The sequence below is a fragment of the Dysosmobacter sp. Phy genome, from assembly GCF_054476235.1.
This window is the reverse complement of record NZ_CM136997.1, coordinates 1,512,960-1,539,083: the sequence shown is the minus strand read 5'-3', so window position 1 is coordinate 1,539,083 and position 26,124 is coordinate 1,512,960. Positions and strand designations below refer to the sequence as shown.

The window sequence follows — 26,124 nt, the reverse complement described above, 5'->3', positions numbered from 1 at the left end:
TGAGATACTTCCGGAAAAAGGAGGTCTTCCCATGAATTTTAAACAGCTCAAACTCCTGGCGCTCTGTTGCATGGTCTTTGACCATGTCACCCGCATCTTCCCCCCGTCGGAGGCGCTGCTCCCCCTGGCGGCGGCTCTGGAGACCGCTGGTCATCTGGACGCGGCGCTCTGGCTGCTGGAGGACGTGCCCCTTCTTCTGGCGTACATCGGGCGTCTGGCGGCGCCCATCTTTCTCTTCTGCGCCGCCAACGGCTTCGCCCACACCCACGACATCCGGGCCTACTGCCGCCGCATCCTCCTCACGGCCCTCCTCGCCCAGTTGCCCTACACCCTGTTCGACCTGGCAGAGCAGCGGCTGTACGGCCTCACAGGGAACTGGCGCGGCACTAACCTGAACATCCTCTTCACCCTGTTCCTGGGGCTTGCGGCCCTGTGGGCCTGGGAGCGCCTCTCCGCCGCCGGACGCCGCCCCCTGGCATATCTGGCGGTGGCGGCCGCCGCCCTGCTGGCCCACCTGCTCCATACAGAGGGCAGGGAGGGCTACATCCTGCTGATTTTCGTCTTTTATCAGACCCGGGGCCTCTCCCGCCCCAGGCGCGCCCTGTGGCTGCTGCCCGCCACGGCGCTGTCCCGGTGGAACCTGATCCGCTGGGCCGTGACTGCGGCTACCTCTACCGCCGTCGCCAACTGCGTGCTCAACGCCTTCGGCAACTACTTGGGAGCTCTGGTCACGCTGGCCTACAACGGGGAGAAGGGGAACGCAGGACGGCGGTCTCAGTGGTTCTTCTACGTCTTCTACCCCGCGCACTTCGCCCTGCTGGCCCTGATCGGCTGGCTGCGGCCGCCCTTCTGAACATCTGCAGACACAGCGTCCCCCGCGCTTCCCAGGAAGCGCGGGGGACGTTTTTATCTGTGAAGGCGGGAAAAATCAGGTGCCGGTCTCGGGGGCCTCCAGGGCCGCCATGCTCCTGCGGAACTGCACGGAGAACATGACGGCGGTGGTGCAGACCGCCAGCAGATCCGCCACCGGCTCCGCCAGGAACACAGCGAATGCCTTGTCGGCGAAGAAATTGGGGAGAATGTAGATCAGGGGGATCAGCAGGATGATCTTGCGCAGCACGGCCAGAAACAGCGAGATCTTGGCGCTGCCCAGAGCCACGAACGTCTGCTGGCAGGCGATCTGGATGCCGAAGATGCCGGTGGCCGCCATGTAGATGCGCAATGCCCATGCAGCATAGTCCACCAGGGCCGGGGAGTTGTTGAAGATCAGCACGAACATCTCCGGGAACAGCTGCACCAGCACCCACAGTGTCAGCGAGTAGACCAGGCAGGCCTTCAGCAGACAGCGAAAGGCGGCCCGGACCCGGTCCGAATTCCGGGCGCCGTAATTATAGCTGATGATGGGCTGCGCTCCCTGCGTCAGGCCCTGGAGAGGCATCATGGCAAACTGCATGATACTGGTCAATACCGTCATGGCGCCTACGGCGGTATCGCCGCCGTACTTGAGCAGGGAGGAATTGAAGCACACGGCGATCAAACTCTCCGTGGACTGCATGATAAAGGGTGACAAGCCCAGCGCCAGACTGGGCAGCACCACCTTGGCCCGGGGCCGCAGGCAGTCCCTGCGCAGACGCCATTTGGTCTTGGGCCCCGTCAGGAACCGCAGCACCCAGGCGGCGCTGACCGCCTGGGACAAGATGGTAGCCAGGGCTGCACCCCGGACACCCATACCGAAGGCGAAAATGAACACCGGATCCAGCACCGTGTTGAGCCCGGCGCCGATCAGCACGGTTTTCATGCCCACCACCGTGAAGCCCTGGGCGGTGATGAAGGCGTTCATGCCCAGTGTCACCTGGACGAAGATGGTCCCCAGGCAGTAGATCCGCATATAGTCCAAGGCGTAGCCGATGGTGTTGTCGCTGGCGCCGAAGATGCGAAGCATGGGCTCCGCAAACGCCATGAATACCGCCGTCAGCACCAGCGCCGCCGCCACCAGCAGCGTGAAGCTGTTGCCCATGATCCGCTCGGAACCGGGCACGTTCCCCCGCCCCTCCTCAATGGAGGCCCGGGGCGCACCGCCCATGGCCATCAGGGCCGCAAAGGCGGAGATCACCATGATGATGGGCAGGCACACGCCCACGCCGGTCAGCGCCAGTTTTCCCACGGTCTCCACCGGCTGCATATGGCCGATATAGACTCGGTCCACCAAATTGTACAGCATATTGACAATTTGAGACGTAATAGTGGGCAGTGCCAGAGAAAACAGCAGCTTTCCTACCTTGCCGCTGCCAAGATCCACACCTTGTCGATTCATTACTCTACTCCTTCCCGCAATGTGCTTTCCGCACCCTTCAGAACTTTTTCCAGCAGGGCTTGAAATTGTTCGGCTTCCGCTGCCGTCAGCGGAGCAAACACCGCCTGCGCGCAGGCCGCCTGGATCTCCTGTGCCTCCCGTCCCAGAATGGTTCCGGACTCCGTCAATATCAAATGCACCACCCGCCGGTCCGCTTGGTCCGGCAGCCGCCGCAGAAGTCCCCGGGCCGCCAGCAGCTCCACCGCCCCGGAGACCTGGGATTTGGGAAGTCCCCGCAGCTCCGCCACATCCCGGGCTGTATCTCGGCCCGGATTATTGGCCAGAAACAGCAGCACGTGGAGATCCCGCATGGTCAGGGCTTCTCGGTCCAGGAAAGCAGAGAAGCACGCCTCGTAATACCGCTTGAACTGGCGGGAGACCTTCAGCAGCTGGGAACTGGTGATCGCCATAGTTGCCTCCCCTTTATTTGTTCTTTTTTTAATTGTTCTTTTCAGAACTTTTTGAGAATACCACTTTTCCGTCTGTTTGTCAACTTTTACGGATTCTTCATTGACAAACCGGAGCAGGTATATTATGATAACTTATGTGATATCGAAAACCATATTTCGAGGTGTTTCGTATGATTTGGAATATTGTCAGCGACAGCAGCTGCGACCTGCGAACCTCCGCTTTCCACAGTGACCGCGTTCTGTTCCACTCTGTTCCCCTGCGCATCCAGGTGGGCGATCAGGAGTTTGTGGACAACGACGATCTTTCGGTGCCGGAGATGCTGCGGGCCATGGCAGCGGAGAAGTCCGCCTCCTCCTCCGCCTGCCCCTCTCCGGCGGATTTTGCCAAGGCCTTTGAGGCAGGGGACTGCACCGTCTGCTTCACCATCTCCTCCAATCTCTCCGGAACCTATAACTCCGCCATCATGGCCAGAGACATGGTGCTGGAGGAGTATCCCGAAAAGCGTGTCTGCGTCATTGATTCCCGTGCCACCGCCGGGGCCATGGTGCTGCTGATCCGCCGGGCCAAGGAGCTGATGGAGGCCGATGAGACCGGGGATTTCGACGGCATCTGCGCCCAGCTGCGGCTGTATCAGGCAGCGCTGCGGACCTGCTTCACCCTGGAGAATTTCGACAATCTCATCAAAAACGGCCGGATGCGGCCTCTGGTGGGCACATTGCTTCACTCTCTGGGCATCCACGTCATTGCCGACGCCACGCCCCAGGGCACCATTCATGTGGCCGACAAGGCCCGGGGAGAGGCCAAGACCTTCCGGTCCATTACTGCCCTCATGCGCGCCAGCAAGGAGTGCGACGGCGCGGAGGTGGTGATCTCCCACTGTGAAAATCTGGAGGGCGCCATGAAGCTCAAACAGCAGATCCTGGAGGACCTGCCGGTCAAGCAGGTGGAGATTATTTCCTGTCGGGGTCTCACCAGTTTTTATGCCATGGAAAAGGGTCTGATCGTGGGATACTGATTTCCAAACACAAATCAATATCAGCAAGAACGCCGGCGAGATCTCGCCGGCGTTCTTTTTTTGCAAAAAACAGGCTCTGCGGCGCATGAAACGAAAAAAAACAGGGACCCTAACAAAGAACGAATCCCCTGATCCTTTCAACCCAAAAAGGAGTGAGCGTTTTGGAAAGCGGAATTCACAACACCTCCGAAATCGGACGACTTCGGAAGGTGATGCTCCACCGCCCCGGCGGCGAACTGGAGAATCTGATGCCGGAATACCTGGAGCGGCTGTTGTTTGACGACATCCCCTATCTGCGGGAGGCCCAGCGGGAGCACGACTCCTTTGCCGCGTGCCTGCGGAGCCAAGGGGTAGAAGTCGTATACCTGGCAGATCTGGTGGTCCAGTCTCTCACCGACGGGCAGGTCCGGGAAGAGCTGATCCGCCAGTTTCTGGAGGAATCCGGCGTCAAGGACGACCGGACCCGGGAGAGCCTGGAGGACTTCTTCACCGCCCTGCCGGACAAGGAGATGGTCCAGGCCATGATGGCCGGCGTCCGCAAGAGCCAGCTGCGTGCCTCCAGCGCCCGGCTGGGAGACTACCTCTCCGCCGCCGGCGACGACTATCCTTTCGCAGTGGATCCCCTGCCCAACCTGTATTTCACCCGGGACCCCTTTGCCACCATCGGCACCGGCGTGTCCATCCACAAGATGCACACCGCCACCCGGAACCGGGAGACCCTCTTCGGCAAATTCATCTTCGAGCACCACCCCGACTACCGCACCGCCCCCCGCTGGTACGACCGGGGCGAGACCTCCTCCCTGGAGGGCGGCGACATCCTGATCCTCTCGCCCCAGGTGCTGGCGGTGGGCATCTCCCAGCGCACCCAGGAGGACTCCATCGACCAGCTGGCGGAGACGGTGCTCTCCCAGAGCAAGACCTTCCGCAAGCTCCTGGCTTTCGACATCCCCAAGACCCGCTCCTTCATGCACTTGGATACAGTGTTCACCATGGTGGACTATAACAAGTTCACCGTCCACCCCAACATCCTCCAGCAAATCACCGTATTCGTCATGGAGCTGGACGAGAACCGCCGCATGACCATCCGCCAGGAGGACGGCCGTCTGGAGGATATCCTCAAGGAGCACCTGGAGCTGGACCGGGTCCAGCTGATCCCCTGCGGCCAGGGCAGCGAGATCGACGCCGCCCGGGAGCAGTGGAGCGACGGGTCCAACACCCTGGCCATCGCCCCCGGCGAGGTGGTGGTCTACTCCCGGAACTACGTCACCAACCGCTCCCTGGAGGAGGCGGGCATCCGGGTCCACACCATCCCCAGCGCGGAGCTGAGCCGGGGCCGGGGCGGTCCCCGCTGTATGTCCATGCCCCTGTGGCGGGACGATCCCTGAGCGGCTGGGGCCGGAGCGAACCGCCCCACCATCCGCCGTTGGCGGGAGGACACGCATCTCCCGCTCCGCCGACCGGCAGAAACGGGCGGATACAGGATCCGCCCCTACGGGCATAACGGCCATCCGCGTATGCCAGGGCAGCGCCCAGCGACCATGCAGGTCATCAAGCGCCGGTTGACAGGCCTTCGGCATCTGCCAGACAAGCGGCAGCGGAAAGGGACGCTGGTCGATCCGTTGACCTCCCCGTTTATTCGCCGCAGTCGTCATGCGGGGACCAGATTCTTCAAGCACCGGGGTAAGGCGCAGGGACAACGGGGTTTCCGATGCCCGCCGCACCGATCCGCACGACCCCCGCATCTGCCAAACCTTGCGCCGGCGGCGCAAGGTTTGGCACAGAGCGTTTTTTCTCTTCCACCGGGCGCGGCGCATTCTCTTTTTGACGCTTCAAAAAGAGAATGGGGGGCGCATCCCGCGGGGGACTCCCCGCACCATCCTGCAAACAAAAAAGGAGAATGACATTATGGCAGTCAATCTGAAAGGCCGCAGCTTCCTGACCCTGGAGGACTTCACTCCCGGGGAGATCCGCTATCTTCTGGACCTGGGCCACGACCTGAAGGCCAAGCGCCGCGCCGGTACCCCCGGCCGGGCCCTGGAGGGCAAGCACATCGTGCTGCTGTTTGAAAAGACCTCCACCCGCACCCGCTGCTCGTTCGAGGTGGCGGCCACCCAGGAGGGCGGCCACGTCACCTACCTGGACGCCGGCAGCTCTCAGATGGGCAAAAAGGAGTCCCTGGAGGACTCCGCCAAGGTCCTGGGCCGCTTCTTCGACGGCATCGAGTACCGGGGCTATGAGCAGAAGGTGGTGGAGGACCTGGCGAAATTTGCCGGCGTCCCTGTGTGGAACGGCCTGACCGACGCCGACCACCCCACCCAGATCCTGGCGGACATGATGACCATTGAGGAGCACTGCCCCAAGCCCCTGAACCGGGTAAAGGTGGTGTTCCCCGGCGACGTGCGCAACAACATGTGCTACGCCTGGATGATCGGCGCCGCCAAGATGGGCATGCACTTTGTGGGCCTCGGGCCCCAGGAGCTGGTCCGAGAGATGGACAAGGCCCTGGTGGACCGGGTCATGGCTATCGCCCGGGGCACCGGCGCCGTCATCGAGATCACCGATGACCGCAGCTCCCTCAAGGGCGCCGATGTGATCTACGGCGACATCTGGGCCTCCATGGGCGAGGAGGATCTGATCCCCAAGCGTGCGGAGCTGCTCTCCCCCTTCCGGGTGACAGAGGAGACCATCAAAGCCACCGGCAACCCCGCCGTGCTGTACCTCCACTGCCTGCCCTCCTTCCACGACTTCGAGACGAAGCTGGCCAAGGAGTGGCAGGGCAAGGGCGTGGACATCCGGGAGGTCACCGACGAGGTGTTCCGCAGCCGCCACAGCGTGGTTTTTGACGAGGCGGAGAACCGGATGCACTCCATCAAGGCCGTGCTGGTGGCCACAATCGGAAAATAAGGAGCTGATGGCGTGGATAAACCCAGATTCCGGATGCCCACAGCCTACACCATCCTCTTCCTGCTGATCGTGCTGGTGGCCCTGGCCACCTGGCTGATCCCGGCGGGCAGCTACGAGTACGCGGACGGCGTGCCGGTGGCGGGCACCTACCACGCCGTCCCGGCCAATCCCCAGGGCGTGGGCGACGTGCTCAAGGCGTCCTTCTCCGGCTTCTATGACGCCGTGGACGTGTGTCTGTTCATTCTGACGGTGGGCGGCTTTCTGGGCGTGGTCATGAAAACCGGCGCCATCGATGCCGGAGTGGTCGGGGTCATCCGGCTGCTGGGCGGCCGGGAGAAGTGGCTGATCCCCATTCTCATGATCTTCTTCGGCCTGGGCGGCACCACCTACGGGATGTGGGAGGAGACTATGGCCTTCTATCCCCTGCTGATCCCGGTGTTCCTGGCAGCGGGCTACGACGCGGTGGTGGGCATCAGCGTGATCCTGCTGGGAGCCGGGGCCGGCGTCATCGCCTCCACGGTGAATCCCTTCGCCACCGGCATCGCCGCGGGCTTTGCGGGAGTGTCCCTGGGAGACGGCATTTTGCTGCGGCTTTTGCAGTGGATCGTCTTTGAGGGCGCCGCCATCTGGTTCGTCTCCGCCTACGCCGCCCGGGTCAAGCGGGACCCCTCCCGGTCCGTGGTGGGCGTGGGCGTGGGCAAGCTCCAGGTCAGCATGGAGGATCCGCCGCCCCTCACCGCCCGCCGCAAGGCCATCCTGGTCGTGTTCGCCCTGGTGTTCCTGACCATGACCTACGGCGTGATTCCCTTTGACGAGATGGGGCTGCCGCTGCCGTCTCTCGGCTGGTGGTTCCCGGAACTCAGCGCGCTGTTCCTGGTGGGCGGCGTGATCGTGGGGCTCATGGACCGCATGAGCGAGGAGACCCTGGTGGAGACCTTCGTGGCCGGCTGCGCGGACCTTTTGGGCGTGGCCTTCATCATCGGCATCAGCCGGGGCATCACCGTGCTGATGAACGACGGCGGCATCACCGACACAGTGCTCCACTGGGGCGAGACGGCCCTCAGCGGCGCCGGCCCTGTCAGCTTCGTGCTGCTGGTGTTTTTGATCTACCTGCCCCTGACCATCCTGATCCCCTCCTCCTCGGGACTGGCCACGCTGTCCATTCCCATCATCGCCCCCCTGGGCCGGTTCGCCGGCGTGGGCGGCGACCTGGTGGTGACGGCCTTTCAGTCCGCCAGCGGCCTGGTGAACATCATCACCCCCACGGCGGCGGTGGTCATGGGTGCCCTGGCCCTGGGGCATGTGCCCTACGACCGGTGGGTCAAGTACGTGTGGAAGCTGATCCTTTACTTTCTGCTGTTGACCCTGGCGTTTTTGGTGCTGGGAGTCTGGCTGGGGTGATTGTCCCACGGAGCCCGTCCCCTCCGGGGAAGTCGGCATTTGTACCGCAAATCACGGATGAGGAGCCGCTTGCACCTCCCCGCCTTTTTCCGGCAGGCAGGGAAGGACCGCGGGTTCCCTGCAGGGATCCGCCCCCATTTTCTTTTGCTGGCGGCAAAAGAAAACGGCCGCGGCCGGTCAAAAGAAAACCGCTTGGACGAAAGGGCGGCCCTTTTGGGCCGCCCTTTCGTGTAACGGGGGGCGTGCGAATCGGTCCGGCAGGCGTCGGTGGCCCCGCCGTCCCTGCGCCGGACCCGTCCCGCGAAGAACTGCATCCCCGCATAACGGCCTTGGGTGGGCGGACGGGACGCAAAACCGAATTGGCGTATTTCTGCTCCCGCGCGTTCCGCTTCGCTGCGCGCTGCCCCGGCGGTCGCAGTGAGCCGTCCCCGTGGGGACGGGACCTGCCGTGAAAGCGGCAGCCGCTTTGGACCGCAGTCGTTTTCTCCCCTCGCAAAAACCGGCGCTTTATTTCCATCGAAAACGCCCACGGCAGCCGCCCAACCGGCGGCTTCTCCCCAAATGCCCCGGCAGCGCGCAGCGGAGCGGAACGCGCGGAAAGAGAAGCAGAGGCAAATGCGTTCAGCACCCCGGCTATCCGGCCAGGGTGGTTATGCGGGAGCCAGGCTCTTCAACTGCCGGGGCGGGGCGCAGGGACGACGGGGCCGGCGGGGATAACCCGACCGATTCGCACGACCCCCGTCATCACGAACAGGAGGGCCGGGCGGCCCTCCTGTTCGTCCCGGCGTTTTTCTCTTACACCGGGCGCGGCGCGGAAGGTGAATTGTCCCGAAGGGACAAGAGAAGCCCCTCTGGAGGGTTCTCTTTTGCCGCGGCAAAAGAGAATGGGGGCGCATCCCCGCAGGGAAGCTGCGCCCCCGGAACGGCGTCCTCACTTCCGCGCCCTCTCCATGGCCCCCGCGGCGGCCTCTCCGGCAAACCGGAACAGGGCGTCGGCCATGACCTGCTCGGTGCTCCGCCCGACCTGCGCCGCCACCTTCGCATAAAAGGCGTACAGGTAATCTTCCACGTTTAACTCCACAGTTTTCATAGCGTTTCCTCCCTTTCTTATTAGGGACAGTTTACTTCAAAATACGATATATTTCAATCATTTTGTGGAGTAAAACTTTTTCTTTTTTCATGCTACCATAGTAAACAGCAGGAGGTGAGACGATGCAGGAGAAGCGCGAGGAATTCCGGCCACAATTTCAGATGCTGGGCTTGCGCATTGCTCTGTATCGTAAGAAAGCCGGTATGACGCAGGAACAGCTTGCAGAAAAGCTGGGATGCAGTTGGAGTTTCATCAGCAGAATTGAGGCCAACAACGGCAAAACCATTACAGGGGCTTCCCTGTACATGATCTTTAAGATCGCCCAGGTCCTGGACGTCCCCGCCTCCAAACTCTTTGAAGAATAACACCCGTTTGACAAATGAAACCCGCCCGGCCCCCTGTGGGACCGGGCGGGTCTTTGCGTTTCTCAGTTCCGGTGCTTGCCCAGATACGCTTCTTTCACTTTCTCGTTGGCCAGCAGCTCCGCGCCGGTGCCGGACATGGTGATGTGTCCCGTCTCCAGCACGTAGGCCAGGTCCGCGATCTTCAGCGCCATGTTGGCGTTCTGCTCGATCAGCAGCACGGTGACGCCCTGGCGGTTGATCTCCCGGATGATGGAGAAGATGTCCTGCACCACCAGGGGCGCAAGGCCCAGAGAGGGCTCATCCAGCATCATCAGCTTGGGGCGGGACATCAGCGCCCGGCCCACGGCCAGCATCTGCTGCTCGCCGCCGGAGAGCGTGCCGGCCAGCTGCCAGCTGCGCTCCTCCAGCCGGGGGAACAGCTCGTAGACCCACTTGAGGTCCTTCTCGATCTCCGCCTTGTCCTTGCGCAGGTATGCGCCGATCTTCAGGTTCTCCACCACCGTCAGGTCCGCAAAGACCCGGCGCCCCTCGGGGCTCATGGCGATGCCGGCAGAGACGATCTTGTCGATGGGCTTGCCCAGCAGCTCCTGGCCGTTCCAGAGGATGGACCCGGCGCTGGCCTTCACCAGGCCGGTGATGGTGCGCAGGGTGGTGGACTTGCCGGCGCCGTTGGCGCCGATCAGCGTGACAATCTTGCCGTCGGGCACCTCCAGAGAGATGCCCCGGAGGGCCTGGATGCCGCCGTAGCTGACGTGGAGGTTTTCGATTTTAAGCATCTTCCGCCACCCCCAGATACGCGTCGATGACGCGCTGATTGTTCTGGATCTCCGCCGGCGTGCCCTCGGCGATCAGCTTGCCGAAGTCCAGCACGTAGATGCGGTCGGAGATGTCCATGACCAGATCCATGTGGTGCTCGATCAGGAACACCGTCAGGCCGAACTGATCCCGGATCTGGCCGATGAAGGCCGTCAGCTCGTCGGTCTCCTGGGGGTTCATGCCCGCCGCCGGCTCATCCAGCAGCAGCAGCTTCGGCTCCGCCGCCAGGGCCCGGGCGATCTCCAGCCGCCGCTGCTTGCCGTAGGGCAGGGAGGTGGCCAGTTCATCCTTCACGTCCAGCAGTCCCACGGTCTCCAGCAGCTGCTCCACGTTCCGGCGCTGCTCCGCCTCCTCCTTCCGGTTGAGACGGAAGGTGGCGGAGAGGAAGTTGGTGTGGGTGCGGCAGTGCTTGGCGATCAGGACGTTGTCAAACACGGTCTGGGACTTCCACAGCCGGATGTTCTGGAAGGTCCGGGCCATGCCCAGCTGGGTGATCTTGTCGGGGGTAGGGGCGATGACGTGGGTGTACTCCCCGGCGTGCTCCCCCTTGTACATGGCGCGCATCTTGCCCTGGGGGTGATTCTCCACGATCTTCTCCCCCTGGAACCAGACGGCGCCGTTGGTGGGCTGGTATACGCCGGTGACCACGTTGAAGGCGGTGGTCTTGCCGGCGCCGTTGGGCCCAATCAATGCCACGATCTCCCCCTTGTCGATGGAGAGGTTCATATTGTCCACGGCCACCACGCCGCCGAACTGCATGGTGACATTTTCTACTTTCAGCACGTTCTCAGCCATTGGCGCCGCCTCCCTTCACCGCTTTGGCGGGTCTTTTTCTGCGGAACAGGTCCGGCAGCTCCTTGTCTCCCATGAGGCCGCGGCGGAAGAACAGCACCACCACCATGATGACCAGGGAGAACACCACCATGCGGAAGCCGTTGCGCAGGAAGGGCATGGTCATGGAACCGCCGGCCAGGTACATGGCGAGCCAGCCCATGAGGGCCAGGGCCACCACGCCTGTGACGATCTCCTTCCACAAAACCTTCTCGCCCCTGCGGTCCCGGAGGATCAGCAGCACGGCGCCGCCCACCACCACGATGGCATAGATGGCGATGAAGGCGATGCGCCGGGGGTCGGCGGGAGAGGTGAAGGTGACGCTGGTGTCCAAAAACCGCAGCCACCACTCGCTGGCAGCCACGTACAAGAACGCGGCGATGCAGCTGCCGGAGATGGAGCCGATGCCGCCGATGACCACGATCAGCAAAATCTCGTAGGTCATGGCCGTGGTGAAGGTCTTGGCCTGGGCCTGGTTGGCGAACATGGCGAACATGCCGCCTCCCACCCCGGCGAAGAAGGAGCTGATGCAGAAGGCCAGCCGCTTGTGGCGGGAGAGGTTGATGCCCATGGCCTCGGCGGCCACCTCATCGTCCCGGATGGCCTTGAAGGCCCGGCCGTAGGTGGAGTTGATGAGCAGCAGGATGCCGCCGATGCACAGCGCCCCCAGCAGGAAGGGCACAAAGGTGGACAGGCGCAGGGCAAAGCCCGGCAGCTCGATGTTGAAGCTGGAGAAGGTGGGGAAGCTCTTGAGGGCGTTGGCGCCGTTGGTGACGGGGCCCAGTTTGTCCCACTGGAAGATGGCCCGGATGATCTCGCCGAAGCCCAGGGTGGCGATGGCCAGATAGTCGGACTTCAGCCGCAGCACCGGCAAGCCGATCAGCCACGCCACGGCGGCCGCCACGATGCCGGAGAGGATCAGAGCCAGCAGCACGCCGATCACAAGGCCCACGGCGCCGCCGCCGAAGAGCTCCGGCAGGGAGAAGTTGATGGCGGAGCCCTGGTAGATATAGTACACACTCTCCCGGGCCGCCACAGGGATGGTCAGGATGGCGTAGGTGTAGGCGCCCAGCAGCATGAAGCCGGACTGGCCCAGAGAGAACAGGCCGGTAAAGCCGTTGAGCAGGTTCATGGAGGAAGCCACCACCGCGTATACCGCGCCCTTTTTCAGCACGGTGAAGAGCATGTGGGTGGACTTCATGGTGTTCTCCAGCAGGATCACCAGGGCCAGCAATGCCACGGTGCACAGGAGGACCACCAGCGTGCCCCGCTTGCTTTTCTTTTCTTGCAGCACAGTTGATCCCTCCCTTACACTTTGTCGGTGATCTTCTCACCGAACAATCCGGTGGGCTTCACCACCAGAATGATGATCAGCAGCGCGAAGGTGAACGCATCGGAGAACACGGACCAGTCGGAGCCCTTGATGACGCTCTCGGAAATGCCGATCAGGAATGCGCCCACCACGGCGCCGGGGATGGAGCCGATGCCGCCGAACACCGCCGCCACGAAGGCCCGCAGGCCCGGCAGGGCGCCGGACAGGGGCACGATGGACTGGTAGTTGGTGAAATACAGCATGGAGCCCACCGCCGCCAGGAAGGACCCGATGACGAAGGTGAAGGAGATCACGGAGTTGATCTTGATGCCCATGAGCTGCGCCGTCTCAAAGTCCCGGGAGGCCGCCCGCATGGCCATGCCGATCTTAGTGTGGTTGATGAGCTGGGTCAGGGCGATCACCAGCACCACCACCAGCACCGGGGTAACCACGGTGACCCACTTGGTGGACACACCCGCGATGGTGACCTGGCCGGAGAGGCCGGGAATGGAGGGGTACATCTGGGGAAGGCCGCCGGTGATATAGGTAGCAAAGTTCTGGAGCAGATAGCTCACGCCGATGGCGGAGATCATGACGCTCATCCGGGGCGCGGTGCGCAGGGGCTTGTAGGCCGCCCGCTCGATGAAGAAGCCCAGCGCCACCACCAGCACGATCATCAGCGGCGCGGACACGGCCAGGGGCATGCTGGCGCTGAGATACACCATCATAAGGCCCGCGGCCATGAACACGTCGCCGTGGGCGAAGTTGATCAGGCGCAGGATGCCGTACACCAGCGTGTATCCAATGGCGATCAGGGCGTACTGGCCTCCCAGCGAAATGCCGGAGAGCAGGATGGAGATGCCGTATTGCACGGAAAATCCTCCCCTTTCTTTTTATCAGTTTACAAGTCAGGACCGTCTCGAAAAGGGCCGGGGAACACTCGGCTGCTTTCGAGGCGGCCCCAGCAAAGCAAGAACCGCCTGGCGGGGGCGCGCCCCCGCCAGGCGTCGGGTTCAGGGATCAGCCGGCAACGGTCTGCACCGTCTCCAGCGTCCAGGCCACATTGGCATTGTCCGCGGTCTTGATATAGGCGGTGTCGCGGATGGCGTCGCCGATCTCATCGAAGGCGATGGCGCCGGACACGCCGGTATAGGTGACGGAAGGCAGAGCGGCCTTCACGGCGGCGGGATCGGTGGAACCGGCGGCCTTCAGAGCCTCCAGCGCCACATAGTAAGCGTCATAGCCCATGGCGGTGACGGCGGCGATGGTGTCGTTGCCGCCGTTGTTGGTCATGGCGGTGGAATCCTCGTTCAGCCAGGCCTTGATGCCCTCGTCGAACTCAGGAGAACCGCCCTCCTGGTAGAAGGTGGAGCAGTAGATCTGCACGTTGGAATCGGCGGCGGCCTCCAGGACCATGTTGCTGTCCAGAGTGTCGGAGCCCAGAATGGGGATCTCCAGGTTCATGGACTTGGCCAGCGCCACGATCTGGGTGGAGTAGGCAATGGACACGGGGCAGAAGATGACCTCGCAGCCCTCGCTCTTGGCCTTGTTGAGATAGGTGGTGAAGTCAGAGGTGTTGGTGGGGAAGGAGTCCTTCACCACGGAGCCGCCGGCGGCGGTAAAGGCCTGCTCGAAGTAGGTGATGAGGCCCTGGTCATACTCGTTGCCCAGCTCGCCCAGCAGATACGCCTTCTTGGCGGAGAACTTCTCCTGGGCGAAGTTGGCGAGGACGGTGCCCTGGAAGGGATCCAGGAAGCAGATGCGGAAGTAGTAGTCGTTGCCCGCGGTCACCTGGGGGTTGGTGCAGGTGACGCCGATGGCGGCCAGGCCCGCCTCGTCAAAGGTGGGGCCGGCGGCGATGGACACGCCGGAGCCATAGGAGCCCAGGACCAGGGAAACGTCCTTGCTCACCAGCTCGGAAGCGGCGGTGATGGCCTTGGAAGAGTCGGAGCCGTTGTCGGCATAGACCAGCTCGACCGTATAGGTCTCGCCGCCGATGTCCACGGTGGGCGTCTCCTTGTTGGCGTACTGCATGCCCAGCATCTCCTGCTTGCCGCCGGCACCGGAGTCGCCGGTGGCGGGCTCGAACACGCCGATGCGGACAACCTTGTCGCCGGTGGCGGTCTCGCCGCTCTGGGCAGCATCGTCACTGGCAGCGGAATCGCCGGAAGTGCCGCCGCAGCCGGCCAGCAGACCCAGGACCATGGCCAGCGTCAGCAGCAGCGCAAAGATCTTTTTCATTCTTTTCATCCTCCTGTTTTTGGGTTGCGCGGGACTTCTCCCACAGCATGGGTATCATTTTACGAGGTTTTTCCATGCAATGCAAGATGAATAATCACCAGAAAGAAGCCGTCGCTTTTCCAAAAAACGGCTGATTTTCTCCGTACAAGCCGTTCATTTGTCCCCGTACGGGAGACAGCCGCGAACTGGCAGGAAAAATCAGCGGTCAGCTGTCCGCGTATCAGAGACAGGCGTTTTGGTGATTCTGCCGGTCGGCCCCTTTTAAAAAAGATGGTTTTTTTCCGGTCTCTAGTCTTTTCCTTTGTTGTAGCCCTTATTCCGCAGGGAGCGCAAAAGCGCCGCCGGAAACTTCCGGCGGCGCTCTTATTCCTTCTTACCGGGTGCTTTCCGGCAGGGGCTTGGGCGTCTCACCAAAGACGGCCAGGAACTCCTCCTGCTCCATGGTCTCATGCTCCAGCAGATACGACGCCACCGCCTCCAGCTTGTCGCGGCTGGCCTCCAGGATCTCCTGGCACCGGGCGTAGGCCTTGGCCACCAAGGCCTTGACCTCTTCGTCGATCTGAGCGGCCACCGCCTCGGAGTAGCTGCGGCCCTGGGACATGGTGCGGCCGATGAACACCTCGTCGTGTCCGGACTCGAAGGAGACCGTGCCGATCTTGTCGCTCATGCCGTAGGAGGCCACCATCTTCCGGGCGATCTGGCTGGCCCGCTGGATGTCGTTGCTGGCGCCGGTGGAGATATCCCCCAGGCACAGCTTTTCGGCCACCCGGCCGCCCAGCAGCGCCACGATCTGGTCCTCCATATACCGCTTGGAGAGGTAGGACCGGTCCTCCTCCGGCAGGGAAATGGTCATGCCGCCGGCCTGGCCTCTGGGGACGATGCTGATCTGGGTGACGGGGTCGTGGTCCGGCAGGGCGTGCATGACCACGGCGTGGCCCGCCTCGTGATAGGCGGTCAGCTCCCGCTCGTGCTGGGGAATCACCCGGCTCTTCTTCTCCGGGCCGGCGATGACCTTGATCTCCGCCTCTTTCAGGTCCCCCATGGTGATGAATTTCCGCTTGCGGCGGGCGGCCAGCAGCGCGCCCTCGTTGATGAGGTTCTCCAGGTCCGCGCCGGTAAAGCCGGGAGTTCCCTGAGCCAGCTTGCGCAGGTCCACATCCTCCGCCAGAGGCTTGCCCTTGGCGTGGACCTTCAGGATCTCCTCCCGTCCCTTGATATCCGGCAGGCCCACGTAGATCTGCCGGTCGAAGCGGCCGGGCCGCAGCAGCGCCGGGTCCAGCACGTCGGCGCGGTTGGTGGCCGCCAGGACCACCACGCCCTCGTTGGCGGCAAAGCCGTCCATCTCCACCAGCAGCTGGTTGAGGGTCTGCTCCCGCTCGTCGTGACCGCCGCCCAGGCCCGTGCCTCTCTGGCGGCCCACGGCGTCGATTTCGTCAATGAACACGATGGCCGGGGCGGTCTTTTTGGCCTGGTCAAACAGGTCCCGGACGCGGCTGGCGCCCACGCCCACGTACAGCTCCACGAAGTCGGAGCCGGAGATGGACAAAAAGCCCACGCCGGCCTCTCCCGCCACGGCCTTGGCCAGCAGGGTCTTGCCGGTGCCCGGAGGGCCCACCAGCAGCACGCCCTTGGGGATCCGGGCCCCCAGTGCGATGAAGCGCTTGGGGTCCTTCAAAAACTCCACGATCTCCTGGAGTTCTTCCTTCTCCTCGTCGGCGCCGGCCACGTCCTCGAAGGTGACCTTTTTGTCCTTGTCCGTCAGGGTCCGGGTCCGGGCGGAGCCGAATTTGGCCATCTTGTCCGGCCCCATGCCCCCCTGAGCCCGGGCCATCATGAAGTACCAGAACACCGCCAGCACCGCCGCCACCAGCACATAGGGCAGCAGCAGCGCCAGCCAGTTGGTGCTCTCCGGGTCCGGGTAGTCGTAGGCGGTGATGACGCCCTTGGCGTATTGCTCCTGAACCAGATCGTTGAAGTCATCATAGAACAGCTGGAAGTCGTAGAGCTGGTAGCGGACGATCTCGCTGCCGTCCACCGCCTGACGCAGCTGCATGGTCAGCATGCCGCCGCTGTCGATGGTAAACGCCTCCACCTTCTCCTGCAAAAACAGCTGGCGCATCTGGGAGTAATCGACCTGCTGCTCCCGCATGTCCGCCTGCCACAGCCAGCTGACGCACAGCAAAATCACCAGCGCCAGCAGGGCGAAGCTCAGGTTGGAGCGCTTGTATTGTCTCGTCACAAATAATCCCCCTTTTCCTGCCGGCCCGTGCCGGCCGGAAAATCCGTTCCCTCTGCCGGAGCGGATCAGTGGTTGGAGTAGACCTCCGGTTTCAAAACGCCGATATAGGGCACGTTCCGGTACTGCTGGCAGTAATCCAGCCCATAGCCCACCACGAATTCGTCCGGCACCGTGAAGCCGGCCAGATCCGCGGTGATGGCCTTGGTGCGGCGGGAGGGCTTATCCAGCAGCGTCACGATGGTGATGGAGGCGGCGCCCTTGGTCAGGAAGTAGTCCTTCAAAAAGGCCAGGGTGTTGCCGGAGTCCAGAATGTCCTCCACGATGATCAGATGGCGGCCGGTGATGTCCTGCTGGAGGTCATGGGTGATCTGCACCCGGCCGGAGGACACGGTGGCGTTCTGATAGGAGCTGACGGCGATGAACTCCACGTCGCTTTTGACCTGGCAAGCCCGGACCAGATCCGCCATAAACACGAACGACCCCTTCAAAACACCCAAAAACAGCGGATCGCGGTCGTGGAACTGTTCGTACAGCGCCTCGCCCATCTCGGCAATACGGGCTTTGATCTCCTCCTCCGTGACCAGCACCTTCAGGATATCCTTCTCCATCTCACTTCTCATGGCTGTTCTCCTCTGTATGTTTCAAAATTTGAATGAACCGGCAGGGGCCCTCCCCCTCCGGCAGAAATTCCGTATCCACACCCAGCCGCCACACGGCGGCAAGCCGGTCTCCCGCGTAGACGGCAGGCAGCCGGTCCCGCTCCGCCAGGGAGATCCCCCGGTCCAGGCACAGCCGCTTCACCGTGCGGCCGCCGCCATGGGTCTCCGGCAGGGTCAGCCGCGCCCCACCGTCGCAGGGGCCCACGGCCACCCGCTCCGGCCCGGGCCGCAGGGGCAGTCCCGCCCCGGCTCTCCGGTCCAGCAGAGTCAGCGTGTAATCGCCCCATCGCAGGGGACAGCCCTCCACCAGCTCCGCCCGGGAAGGGGGCGGCGGCAGCGTCTCCAGGATCAGCCGGGAGGCTGCCAGGCGGGCTGTAACGCCGTGGGGCAGACTGATGCGGGCGTCGTTGCCATGGCTGTTCCACAGCGCCTGCAGCGCCTCCAGGTGGACGGTGCCGATGTCCTTCCGCCCCGCGCCCAGCAGGTCGAACAGCCCCAGCAGCACCTTCGGCCGCAGGAAGTCCGGCACCTCCGCCAGCTTTCCCAGGGGGACCGTCACCCGTCCCGGCTGGACGGAGGCGGCGCGCAGGTACCGCTCCGTCAGATCCGCCAGTCCCTCGTCCGTCTCCCGCAGGAGCGCGGCGGTGCGGGCCATATGGGCCTCGGCCCGGGGATTGAGCTGCCGCAGCAGCGGCAGCACCTTCAGCCGCAGCAGGTTCCGGGCGGCGGCGTCCGGGTCGGCGTTGGTCTCGTCCTCCACATGGGGGATGCCGTGAGCGGCGGCGTAGGCGGCCAGCTCCTCCCGGTTCAGGCCCAGAAAGGGCCGCAGGATGATGTCCCGCTCCGGCGGGATGCCGCAAAGGCCCCGGAGGCCCGTGCCCCGGATCAGGTTCAGCAGCATGGTCTCGGCGTTGTCGCCGGCGTGGTGGGCGGTGAGGACGGCTGAAAAGCCCTCCCGCTCCGCCGTCTCCCGCAGGAAGTCATACCGCAGCTTCCGCCCGGCCTCCTCCAGAGAGAGGCCCAGGTTTTCAGCCAGGCCCCGGACTTGGCCGGAACCAGCGTAAAACGGGATGCTCCGCCCGGCGCACCAGTCCCGGACAAAGTCCTCGTCCCGGTCCGCGGCGGGCCGCAGGCGGTGGTTGAAGTGGGCGGCGCCCACGGAAAAGCCGTGCCGCCGTCCCCAGGTATCCAGATAGTGCAGCAGGCACATGGAGTCCAGCCCGCCGGAGACGGCGCACAGCACCCGTCCGCCCGCAGGCATCCGCTCCGCCAGGAAGGCCCCGGCGGCGGAGAGTTCACTCCTCGTCGTCATATCTCGTATCCAATGTGGAGAAGGTGGTATACTCCGGCATCCACCGCAGCTCCACCTTGCCGGTCTCGCCGTGGCGGTTCTTTGCCACGATGCACTCGGCAATATTATGCTTCTCCGAGTCCTCGTTATAATAATCGTCCCGGTACAAAAACAGAACGATGTCCGCGTCCTGCTCGATGGCGCCGGACTCGCGCAGATCCGACAGCATGGGCCGCTTGTCCTCCCGCTTCTCGTTGGCACGGGAGAGCTGGCTCAGGCAGATCACGGGGACGTTGAGCTCCTTGGCCATGATCTTGAGCATTCGGGAGATATCGGAGACCACCTGCTGGCGGTTCTCGCCGCTGTATCCCCGGCCGCCGGCGGAGGTCATCAGCTGCAAATAGTCGATGACCACCAGGGCCAGGTTGTCCAGCCGCCGGCACTTGGCGTTCATGTCCGCCACCGACAGCATGGGGTTGTCGTCGATCCGGATGTCCACCCGGTTCAGCACCGTGGCGGCGCCGGCGATCTTCTCCCAGTCGGTCTCCCGCAGGGAGCCGGTCCGCAGGCGGTTGTTCTCCACCAGGGCCTCGGCGCTGAGTAGCCGCATGGCCAGCTGCTCCCGGGACATCTCCAGGGAGAACACCGCCACCGTCCGGTGGGTGCTCTTGGCCACGTTCAGCGCCATGTTCAGCGCCATGGAGGTCTTGCCCATGCCGGGCCGGGCGGCCAGCAGAATGAGGTCCGACTTGTTCAGGCCCGTGATCTTCTGGTCCACGGCGGACATGCCGGTGGAAAGGCCGGGCAGGCGGGAGTCGCTCTCGCTCATCTCCCCCAAGCGGTCCAGCACCTCCGGCAGCACCTGCCGCAGGGGGACCATGTCCTGGGCGCTCTGGCCCCGGCGGACGGCGTAGACCTTCTGCTCCGCCGCCTCCAGGATCTCCCCGGCGCCGCCCACGCCCTCCTGCACCAGGGCGGTGATCTCCGCCGCCGCCTGGGCAACGCCCCGCAGCAGGGCCTTGTCCCGGACGATGGCCACGTACTCCATGACGTTGGCGCTGGTGGGGGTGATCTCCATCAGCTGGGCCAGATACGAGCGGGTGGTCTGGGGGTCGTAGGTGCCCAGCCGCTGCATCTCCTCGCAGACGGTGATGCCGTCGATGGGCTTGGCATAGGAGAACATGGAGTAGATGGTCTCAAAGATCTCCCGGTTCTGCCGCAGGTAGAAGTCGTCCGGCCGCAGCTTGTCCATGACGTCCTTGACGCAGCCGGCGTCGATCAGCATGGAGCCTAAAACCGCCTGCTCGCCCTCCAGGGAGTGGGGCATCTGCCGCAGCAGCAGATCTTCATTTGCCATGGACGTTCACCTCCCGGTATGGTCGTTCAGAGGCCCTGCGCCCCCGCTCACTTCTCCTCGAACACGGAGACGTACACCGTCCCCGACACCTCAAAGCCCAGCTTGGCCTTCACCTGATAGCTGCCGAAGGACTTGATGGGGTCCTCCAGCACCAGCTTCTGCTTGGGGATGTCCAGTCCGAACTGGGCCTTGAGCCCGTCGGAGATCTCCTTGGTGGTGACGGCGCCGAAGAGCCGTCCGCCGCTGCCGGCCTTGGCGGTGAGCTTCACCATGCACTCCTTGAGCTTTTCAGCGGTGGCCTCCGCCTCCGCCTTCTGGCGGGCCTCCTCGGCCTTGCGGGCCTTCTCCTTGAGGTTCATGGTGTTGATGGCGTCCGTGGTGGCGGCGATGGCCAGCTTCCGGGGCAGAAGGAAGTTCCGGGCATAGCCCTCGGAGACCTCCACCATCTGGCCCTTCTTGCCCTGGCCCTTCACATCCTGCTGTAAAATCACTTTCATACTACTGTCTCCTTACCGTGATCCGGTCGGATCACTTCTCAAAATACGCGTCGATGGCCTCCGTCAGCTTTTCCCGGGCGGTGAGGACATCGCAGTTTTCCGCCTTGCCACCGGCGGTGGTGGAGTTTCCGCCGCCGCCCAGGGCCTCCAGGATCACCTGGACATTGATCTCGCCCAAAGACCGGGCGGACATCTGCACATTGGGGCCGCTCTTGAACAGCACGAAGGACGCCTTGACCCCCTTGAGGCCCAGCAGCTCGTCCGCCGCCTGGGCCGCCGCGACGCGGTCCACCCCGTCCTGGGGGATGACGGCGATGGCGAAGCTGTCCCGGTACATCTCCGCCCGGCGGATGATGTCGTAGCGGGAGACCATCTCGCTCAGGTCGTTCTGGAACAGGCGCTGGACATCGGTGGTGTCGGCGCCGGCCCGCCGCAGGAAGGCCGCCGCCTCAAAGGTGCGTCCGCCGGTGCGGAGCGTAAAGTGCTTGGTGTCCAGCACGATGCCGGCCAGCAGGCTCTCCGCCTCCTCCCGCAGCAGGTCTGTGGCGTCTACCAGATATTGCAGCAGCTCCGTCACCAGTTCCGAGGCGGAGGAGGCATAGGGCTCATGGAAGCTGAAGGCCGCGTTTTCGATATAGGTGGCCGCCCGGCGGTGGTGGTCGATGACCGCCACCCGGTTGCAGGACTCCAGCAGCTGGGGATCCTCCACCAGATCGGGGCGGTTGGTATCCACCACGATCAGAAGGGCCCCGGGCTGCATCTTCAAAAAGGCGTCGCCGCCGGTGGTGAACACATCCTCATACTCCGGCAGGGCCCGCAGCTTCTGCAGAACCGGCTTGGCAGCGTTGCGCTCCAGATCGATGACCACCTGGGCCCGCTTGCCCCGCTTCCGGGCGATGCAGCAAAGGCCCGCCGCGGCGCCCACGGCGTCCATGTCCGCAAAGCTGTGACCCATGATATAGATTTGAGTGGCATCGGCGATCAGCTCGCTGAGGGCGTTGGCCATGACCCGGGACTTGACCTTGGTGCGCTTCTCTGTGGCCTTGCTGCGGCCGCCGTAGAACTCAAAGTCCACCTTGCCGCGGACCACCGCCTGGTCGCCGCCTCGGCTGAGGGCCATCTCCAGGGACAAGTTGGCGTTTTTGTACAGCTCCTCCATGCTCTCGGCGCTGCGGCCGATGCCGATGGAGAGGGTGGGGTGGACGCCCTCGCCCACCTTGATATCCCGGATGGCATCCAGAATAGAGAATTTCTCCTCCACGAAATGCTGATAGTGCTGCTCCTCGAAGAGGAACAGATACCGGTCCCGCTCGGTTTTCAGCAGCAGCCCCTGTCCGGCGGCGGCCCAGCTGTTGAGCTTTTCGTCGATCTGGGCCAGAACGGCGCTGCGGGCGGTGTCGGCGCAGGCCTTCATCAGGTCCTCGTAGTTGTCCAGCATCAAAATCGCCGCCACGGTCCGGGTGGCCGCGTACTTCTCCTGGATGGCGTCGGCCTCGGTGGTATCCACCCAGTAGGTGGTGGCCACCAGGTTCTGCTCTTCGCCCCGGCCCTTGGCCCGGACCAGGCTGCCGTAGACCCGGAAGCGGCGGCTGTTCATGTACACCCGCACCGGGCACTCCTGCTTGCCCTCCAGCAGCCACTGGACGGAGAAGTCCGGCACCGCGTCCTCCACCTTCATCTCAAAGAGGTGCTCCCGGACGCCGGCCAGCTGGAGGAAGTTCTCATTGCTCCAGATGACCTCCCCGGTGTCCGGCCGGAACACCATGATGGGCAGAGGAGAGTTGATGAGAGTGGACTTGCTGGCGGTGTCCACGCTGCCGGTCAGGTTATCAATGTACTGTATGATCCCCTGGCGGCGCTTTTTGCTGCTGCTGGTGAAATACAGGTACAGTCCGCCGATGGCGCACAGCTGGATCAGGCCCAGCAGCGGGTCCACCAGCGCGGTGGCGATGGCAAAGACCACCATACACAGAAAATACAGCTTCAGATTGGGCTCCAGCAGGCGGGAGAGCTTTTTGTTTGTCATAAGAGATTCTCCTTTGCCGCAAAAGCATATTTATAGATATATCAGTATATCAGTTTTCCCCGGAAGGTGCAACTGTTAAAACCGCCCGCTCCCGGGCGCGCAAAGCCCCGGAGAGCAGTGCCCTCCGGGGAAGGTTCAGCAGTTTTCTGCGGTGAGGATGGGACTGTCGGGATAGTAGCTGTCCTTTTGGGGACGCTTGTGCTCCAGCACGGCGTCGAACAGCACCGACAGGGCCTTCCGGGTCTGATAGGACAGGTTCTGATCGATGGTGAAATCCAACACGCCCTCCCGCAGCAGCGCCCGGATCTCCGGGCTGTTGTCGTGGGCCAGCAATCGCACCTTTCCGGCCAGGCCCGCCCGGCGCAGGGCCTCGGCGCAGGCGGTGACGCTGCGGTTGGCCATGTAGATGCACCGCAGCCCCGGGTCCTCCGCCAGGGCGGCGCTCACCGCCGCCAGCGTCTCATCATAGTCCTCGTGGGTGGCGGCGATCCGTACGCCCGCCCGGGGAAAGCCCAGCTCCCCCAACCGGTCCAAAAAACCGTCCGCCCGGCCCTTGTGGCCGGCGTACTCCGGCCCGGCGTAGACCAGCAGCACCCGGTCCTCCGGCCCCAGGAATTTGGAGGCGATCTCTCCGGCCAGGCGGCCGGCCCGGTGGGCGTTTTCCCCCACGAAGCACAGCCGCTCCGCCCCGGCGATATCAGAGTTGAAGGTCACCACCGGGATCCGCCGGCGGGACAGGTCCGCCAGCGCCTGGCGGACAGCGGGACAGTCCGAGGCGCACAGCGCGATGCCCTGAACGCCCTCTGCCGCCAGTTCCTCCAGATGCCGCAGGCACTCCGCCGTCCGGCCCTGGCGGTAGGTCCGCACCGCCACGGAGAGGTTGTAGTCCCGCCGCTCCTCCCGGAATTTACTGATGCCGGCGGCAATGGCGTCGCCCACGTAGCCTTCCCAGGCGGGCTGGACCACCGCGAAGCGGCGGCTGGTACCGCTGAGGGCCAGAGCGCTGGCCATACGGTTAGGGCGGTAGTCCAGCTCCTCCATCACCTGGAGGACCCGCTCCCGCACCTCCGGCTTCACATAAGGCCGGTTATGGAGCACCCGGTCCACGGTGCCGATGGAGACACCGGCCTGCTCCGCGATCATTTTGATGGTGGCGCGCATCCGGCCGCCTCCTCTCTCCGCAGGGAAAAACCGCTTCAAAAAATGATGTATACAAATTCGGTTTCCTGTGGTATAATAGTGCAAAGTATCATGTGAAAGCTCTTTCCTGCCGTTGGCAAAAGGCCCCGTCAGACGTGAGCGCCACACCTGACAGCATATCAAATTTCGCGTCGAGAAGCAACCGCTTTTCCGCACTTTTTCCGTATTTCACTGAAGCGGAGCGGACCTCTGCATCAGTTAAATAAAACCTCCATATGGAACGACTGCATGACGTGACCGAACCCCTGGCGGCGAAACGGGGCCGCACAGGCAACGGGCGTCTCTTCTTTGCGTGCGCCTTTTTGGCGTCTGCAGGGCGGATCGCGCCCACATGTCCGCGTACCAGGGAGGATATCTACATATTTTGTATTTCAAAGGAGTATTATCGACACTATGGCAGAAAAACTGAAAATCATTCCCCTGGGCGGTCTGGACGAGATCGGCAAGAACATGACCGCCTATGAGTACGGCGGCGAGATCATCGTGGTGGACTGCGGCATGGCCTTCCCCGGGGACGACATGTACGGCATCGACTGCATCATCCCCGACGTCACCTATCTCATCAAAAACCGCGCCCGGATCCGCGGCCTCTTCATCACCCACGGCCACGAGGACCATGTGGGCGCCATCCCCTACGTGCTCAAGCAGATCAACCTGCCCATCTACTGCACCCGTTTCACGGCAGGCCTCATCAAGCTGAAGCTGGAGGAGCACGGCCTGGTCAAGTCCACCAAACTCATCACCGTGGAGCCCGGCAAGACCGTCCGGGCCGGCAAGTTCAACGTGGAGTTCATCCATGTGAACCACTCCATCGCCGACTCCGTGGCCTTCGCCATCCACACCAAGATGGGCACCGTGGTCCACACCGGCGACTTCAAGATCGACTCCACCCCCATCGACGGGGAGGTCATCGATCTGGCCCGCCTGGGCGAACTGGGCAAGGAGGGCGTGCTGTGCCTGTGCGCCGACTCCACCAACGTGGAGCGGCCCGGCTTCACCCCCTCGGAAAAGACCGTGGGCGCCACCTTCGCCCGCCAGTTCCAGAACTGCGAGGAGCGGATCATCGTCACCACCTTCGCCTCCAACGTCCACCGGATCCAGCAGGTGCTGGACGCCGCCGCTGCCTGCGGCCGGAAGGTGGCCGTGACGGGCCGGTCCATGGAGAACATGATGAAGGTCTCCACGGAACTGGGCTACATGAAGGTGCCCAAAAACACCCTCATGGACATCAACAAGATTAAGGGTCTGCCCAAGAACAAGCAGGTCATCGTCACCACCGGCTCCCAGGGCGAGGAGATGAGCGCCCTGTACCGCATGGCCTTCTCCACCCACAAGCAGGTGGAGCTGGGCGCCGGGGACAAGGTCATCATCTCCGCCTCCGCCATCCCCGGCAACGAGGTCACCGTGGGCCGGGTCATCAACGAGCTGTTCCGCAAGGGCGTGAAGGTCATCTACGACCGGGCCGACATGCTCCATGTCTCCGGCCACGCCTGCCAGGAGGAGCTGAAGATCATCCACGCCCTGACGAAGCCCCGTTTCTTCGTCCCCCTCCACGGCGAGCAGCGGATGCTGCAGATCCACTCCCAGGTGGCCCAGCAGATGGGCATGGACCGCAACCACATCGCCATCGCGGAGAACGGCTCCGTCATCGAGATCACCGGCAAGACCATGAAGCTGGGCGGCACCGTTCCCGCCGGCGAGGTGTATGTGGACGGCTCCGGCGTGGGCGACGTGGGCGCCGTGGTCATGCGGGACCGCAAGCGCCTGGCCGAGGACGGCATGGTGGTGGTCGTGATGCCCGTCTCCAGCCACGACGGCGCGCTGCTGAGCCAGCCGGAGATCATCACCCGGGGCTTCATCTACGTCAAGGAGTCCGGGGACCTGATGAAGGAGCTGCAGAACGTGGCCATGGATGCCGCCGAGGGCGTGACCCGCAAGCGCAGCCGGGACGACGGGGAGCTCAAGGGCGCAGTGAAGTCCGCGGTCAGCAGCTACCTCTTCAAAACCACCAAGCGCAATCCTATGGTCATCCCCGTGGTGACCCGCCTGTAAGCAAACGCACCCTCCGGGGGCGCCCTCCGGCGCCCCCGGTTTTTCCGTACATCCGCTTACCGAT

Annotated in this window: 22 protein-coding genes; 7 read left to right on the top strand and 15 right to left on the bottom strand. The window is 63.6% G+C overall.

Going from position 1 to position 26,124, the window contains the following annotated elements:
* The first annotated feature begins 31 nt into the window (after positions 1-31).
* On the top strand, positions 32-853 hold the full coding sequence (locus ACVDHE_RS07505) for a TraX family protein (RefSeq protein WP_458886120.1): 822 nt from the start codon (positions 32-34) through the stop codon (positions 851-853).
* Positions 854-928: 75 nt separating this feature from the next.
* Here ACVDHE_RS07505 and ACVDHE_RS07500 read toward each other — a convergent pair whose 3' ends face one another.
* Positions 929-2,314, bottom strand: coding sequence for an MATE family efflux transporter (locus tag ACVDHE_RS07500; RefSeq protein WP_458886119.1), 1,386 nt, complete (start codon positions 2,312-2,314; stop codon positions 929-931).
* Complete coding sequence (locus ACVDHE_RS07495; protein ID WP_213037469.1) at positions 2,314-2,763, bottom strand: MarR family winged helix-turn-helix transcriptional regulator; 450 nt, start codon at positions 2,761-2,763, stop codon at positions 2,314-2,316. Before ACVDHE_RS07495 ends, ACVDHE_RS07500 begins: the two co-directional genes overlap by 1 nt.
* Positions 2,764-2,933: 170 nt before the next feature.
* On the opposite strand from ACVDHE_RS07495, the gene ACVDHE_RS07490 reads away from it, so the two are divergent.
* From ACVDHE_RS07490 to ACVDHE_RS07475, 4 genes are all read left to right on the top strand, one after another.
* Entirely contained in the window at positions 2,934-3,779 is an 846-nt protein-coding gene (locus ACVDHE_RS07490) for a DegV family protein (RefSeq protein ID WP_213037468.1), read from the top strand.
* 161 nt (positions 3,780-3,940) lie between these two features.
* Complete coding sequence (gene arcA, locus ACVDHE_RS07485; protein WP_458886118.1) at positions 3,941-5,164, top strand: arginine deiminase; 1,224 nt, start codon at positions 3,941-3,943, stop codon at positions 5,162-5,164.
* A 520-nt stretch (positions 5,165-5,684) separates the two neighbouring features.
* The gene (gene argF / locus ACVDHE_RS07480; RefSeq protein WP_458886117.1) at positions 5,685-6,683 is read left to right on the top strand and encodes an ornithine carbamoyltransferase; all 999 of its coding nucleotides are present in this window, start codon (positions 5,685-5,687) and stop codon (positions 6,681-6,683) included.
* Between the two features lie 12 nt (positions 6,684-6,695).
* The gene (locus tag ACVDHE_RS07475) at positions 6,696-8,084 is read left to right on the top strand and encodes a YfcC family protein (RefSeq protein ID WP_458886116.1); all 1,389 of its coding nucleotides are present in this window, start codon (positions 6,696-6,698) and stop codon (positions 8,082-8,084) included.
* 931 nt (positions 8,085-9,015) lie between these two features.
* Here the strand turns inward: ACVDHE_RS07475 and ACVDHE_RS07470 are convergent.
* A complete protein-coding gene (locus tag ACVDHE_RS07470; protein WP_458886115.1) occupies positions 9,016-9,174 on the bottom strand; it encodes a hypothetical protein in 159 nt (52 codons plus the stop codon).
* 122 nt (positions 9,175-9,296) lie between these two features.
* Between ACVDHE_RS07470 and ACVDHE_RS07465 the strand changes: the two genes are divergently transcribed.
* A complete protein-coding gene (locus tag ACVDHE_RS07465) occupies positions 9,297-9,539 on the top strand; it encodes a helix-turn-helix domain-containing protein (RefSeq protein WP_458886114.1) in 243 nt (80 codons plus the stop codon).
* A gap of 62 nt (positions 9,540-9,601) precedes the next feature.
* Here the strand turns inward: ACVDHE_RS07465 and ACVDHE_RS07460 are convergent, their stop codons facing one another.
* From ACVDHE_RS07460 to ACVDHE_RS07405, 12 genes are all read right to left on the bottom strand, one after another.
* Positions 9,602-10,315, bottom strand: coding sequence for an ABC transporter ATP-binding protein (locus ACVDHE_RS07460; protein WP_213037462.1), 714 nt, complete (start codon positions 10,313-10,315; stop codon positions 9,602-9,604).
* Complete coding sequence (locus ACVDHE_RS07455; RefSeq protein ID WP_325227315.1) at positions 10,308-11,150, bottom strand: ABC transporter ATP-binding protein; 843 nt, start codon at positions 11,148-11,150, stop codon at positions 10,308-10,310. Before ACVDHE_RS07455 ends, ACVDHE_RS07460 begins: the two co-directional genes overlap by 8 nt.
* Positions 11,143-12,480, bottom strand: a complete 1,338-nt coding sequence (locus ACVDHE_RS07450) for a branched-chain amino acid ABC transporter permease (RefSeq protein ID WP_249539234.1) — start codon at positions 12,478-12,480, stop codon at positions 11,143-11,145. Before ACVDHE_RS07450 ends, ACVDHE_RS07455 begins: the two co-directional genes overlap by 8 nt.
* A gap of 14 nt (positions 12,481-12,494) precedes the next feature.
* A complete protein-coding gene (locus ACVDHE_RS07445) occupies positions 12,495-13,370 on the bottom strand; it encodes a branched-chain amino acid ABC transporter permease (RefSeq protein WP_213037460.1) in 876 nt (291 codons plus the stop codon).
* A gap of 148 nt (positions 13,371-13,518) precedes the next feature.
* A complete protein-coding gene (locus ACVDHE_RS07440) occupies positions 13,519-14,739 on the bottom strand; it encodes an ABC transporter substrate-binding protein (protein ID WP_458886113.1) in 1,221 nt (406 codons plus the stop codon).
* Positions 14,740-15,112: 373 nt separating this feature from the next.
* Complete coding sequence (ftsH, locus tag ACVDHE_RS07435) at positions 15,113-16,978, bottom strand: ATP-dependent zinc metalloprotease FtsH (RefSeq protein ID WP_458886112.1); 1,866 nt, start codon at positions 16,976-16,978, stop codon at positions 15,113-15,115.
* A gap of 65 nt (positions 16,979-17,043) precedes the next feature.
* The gene (gene hpt, locus ACVDHE_RS07430; protein ID WP_458886110.1) at positions 17,044-17,598 is read right to left on the bottom strand and encodes a hypoxanthine phosphoribosyltransferase; all 555 of its coding nucleotides are present in this window, start codon (positions 17,596-17,598) and stop codon (positions 17,044-17,046) included.
* Positions 17,588-18,949 (bottom strand): tRNA lysidine(34) synthetase TilS, encoded by a 1,362-nt coding sequence (tilS, locus tag ACVDHE_RS07425; RefSeq protein WP_458886109.1) that lies wholly within the window; start codon positions 18,947-18,949, stop codon positions 17,588-17,590. Before tilS ends, hpt begins: the two co-directional genes overlap by 11 nt.
* Positions 18,933-20,285, bottom strand: coding sequence for a replicative DNA helicase (gene dnaB / locus ACVDHE_RS07420; RefSeq protein WP_213037455.1), 1,353 nt, complete (start codon positions 20,283-20,285; stop codon positions 18,933-18,935). Before dnaB ends, tilS begins: the two co-directional genes overlap by 17 nt.
* 47 nt (positions 20,286-20,332) lie before the next feature.
* Entirely contained in the window at positions 20,333-20,782 is a 450-nt protein-coding gene (gene rplI / locus ACVDHE_RS07415) for a 50S ribosomal protein L9 (RefSeq protein ID WP_418725310.1), read from the bottom strand.
* A gap of 31 nt (positions 20,783-20,813) precedes the next feature.
* Positions 20,814-22,808, bottom strand: coding sequence for a DHH family phosphoesterase (locus ACVDHE_RS07410; protein ID WP_458886108.1), 1,995 nt, complete (start codon positions 22,806-22,808; stop codon positions 20,814-20,816).
* A gap of 135 nt (positions 22,809-22,943) precedes the next feature.
* Positions 22,944-23,969 carry a LacI family DNA-binding transcriptional regulator gene (locus ACVDHE_RS07405; protein WP_213037452.1) on the bottom strand — a complete coding sequence of 342 codons (1,026 nt, stop codon included), beginning with the start codon at positions 23,967-23,969 and terminating at the stop codon, positions 22,944-22,946.
* A 432-nt stretch (positions 23,970-24,401) separates the two neighbouring features.
* Here ACVDHE_RS07405 and ACVDHE_RS07400 point away from each other — a divergent pair, with 432 nt between their 5' ends.
* Positions 24,402-26,060 (top strand): ribonuclease J, encoded by a 1,659-nt coding sequence (locus tag ACVDHE_RS07400; protein ID WP_213037451.1) that lies wholly within the window; start codon positions 24,402-24,404, stop codon positions 26,058-26,060.
* Positions 26,061-26,124 lie beyond the last annotated feature (64 nt).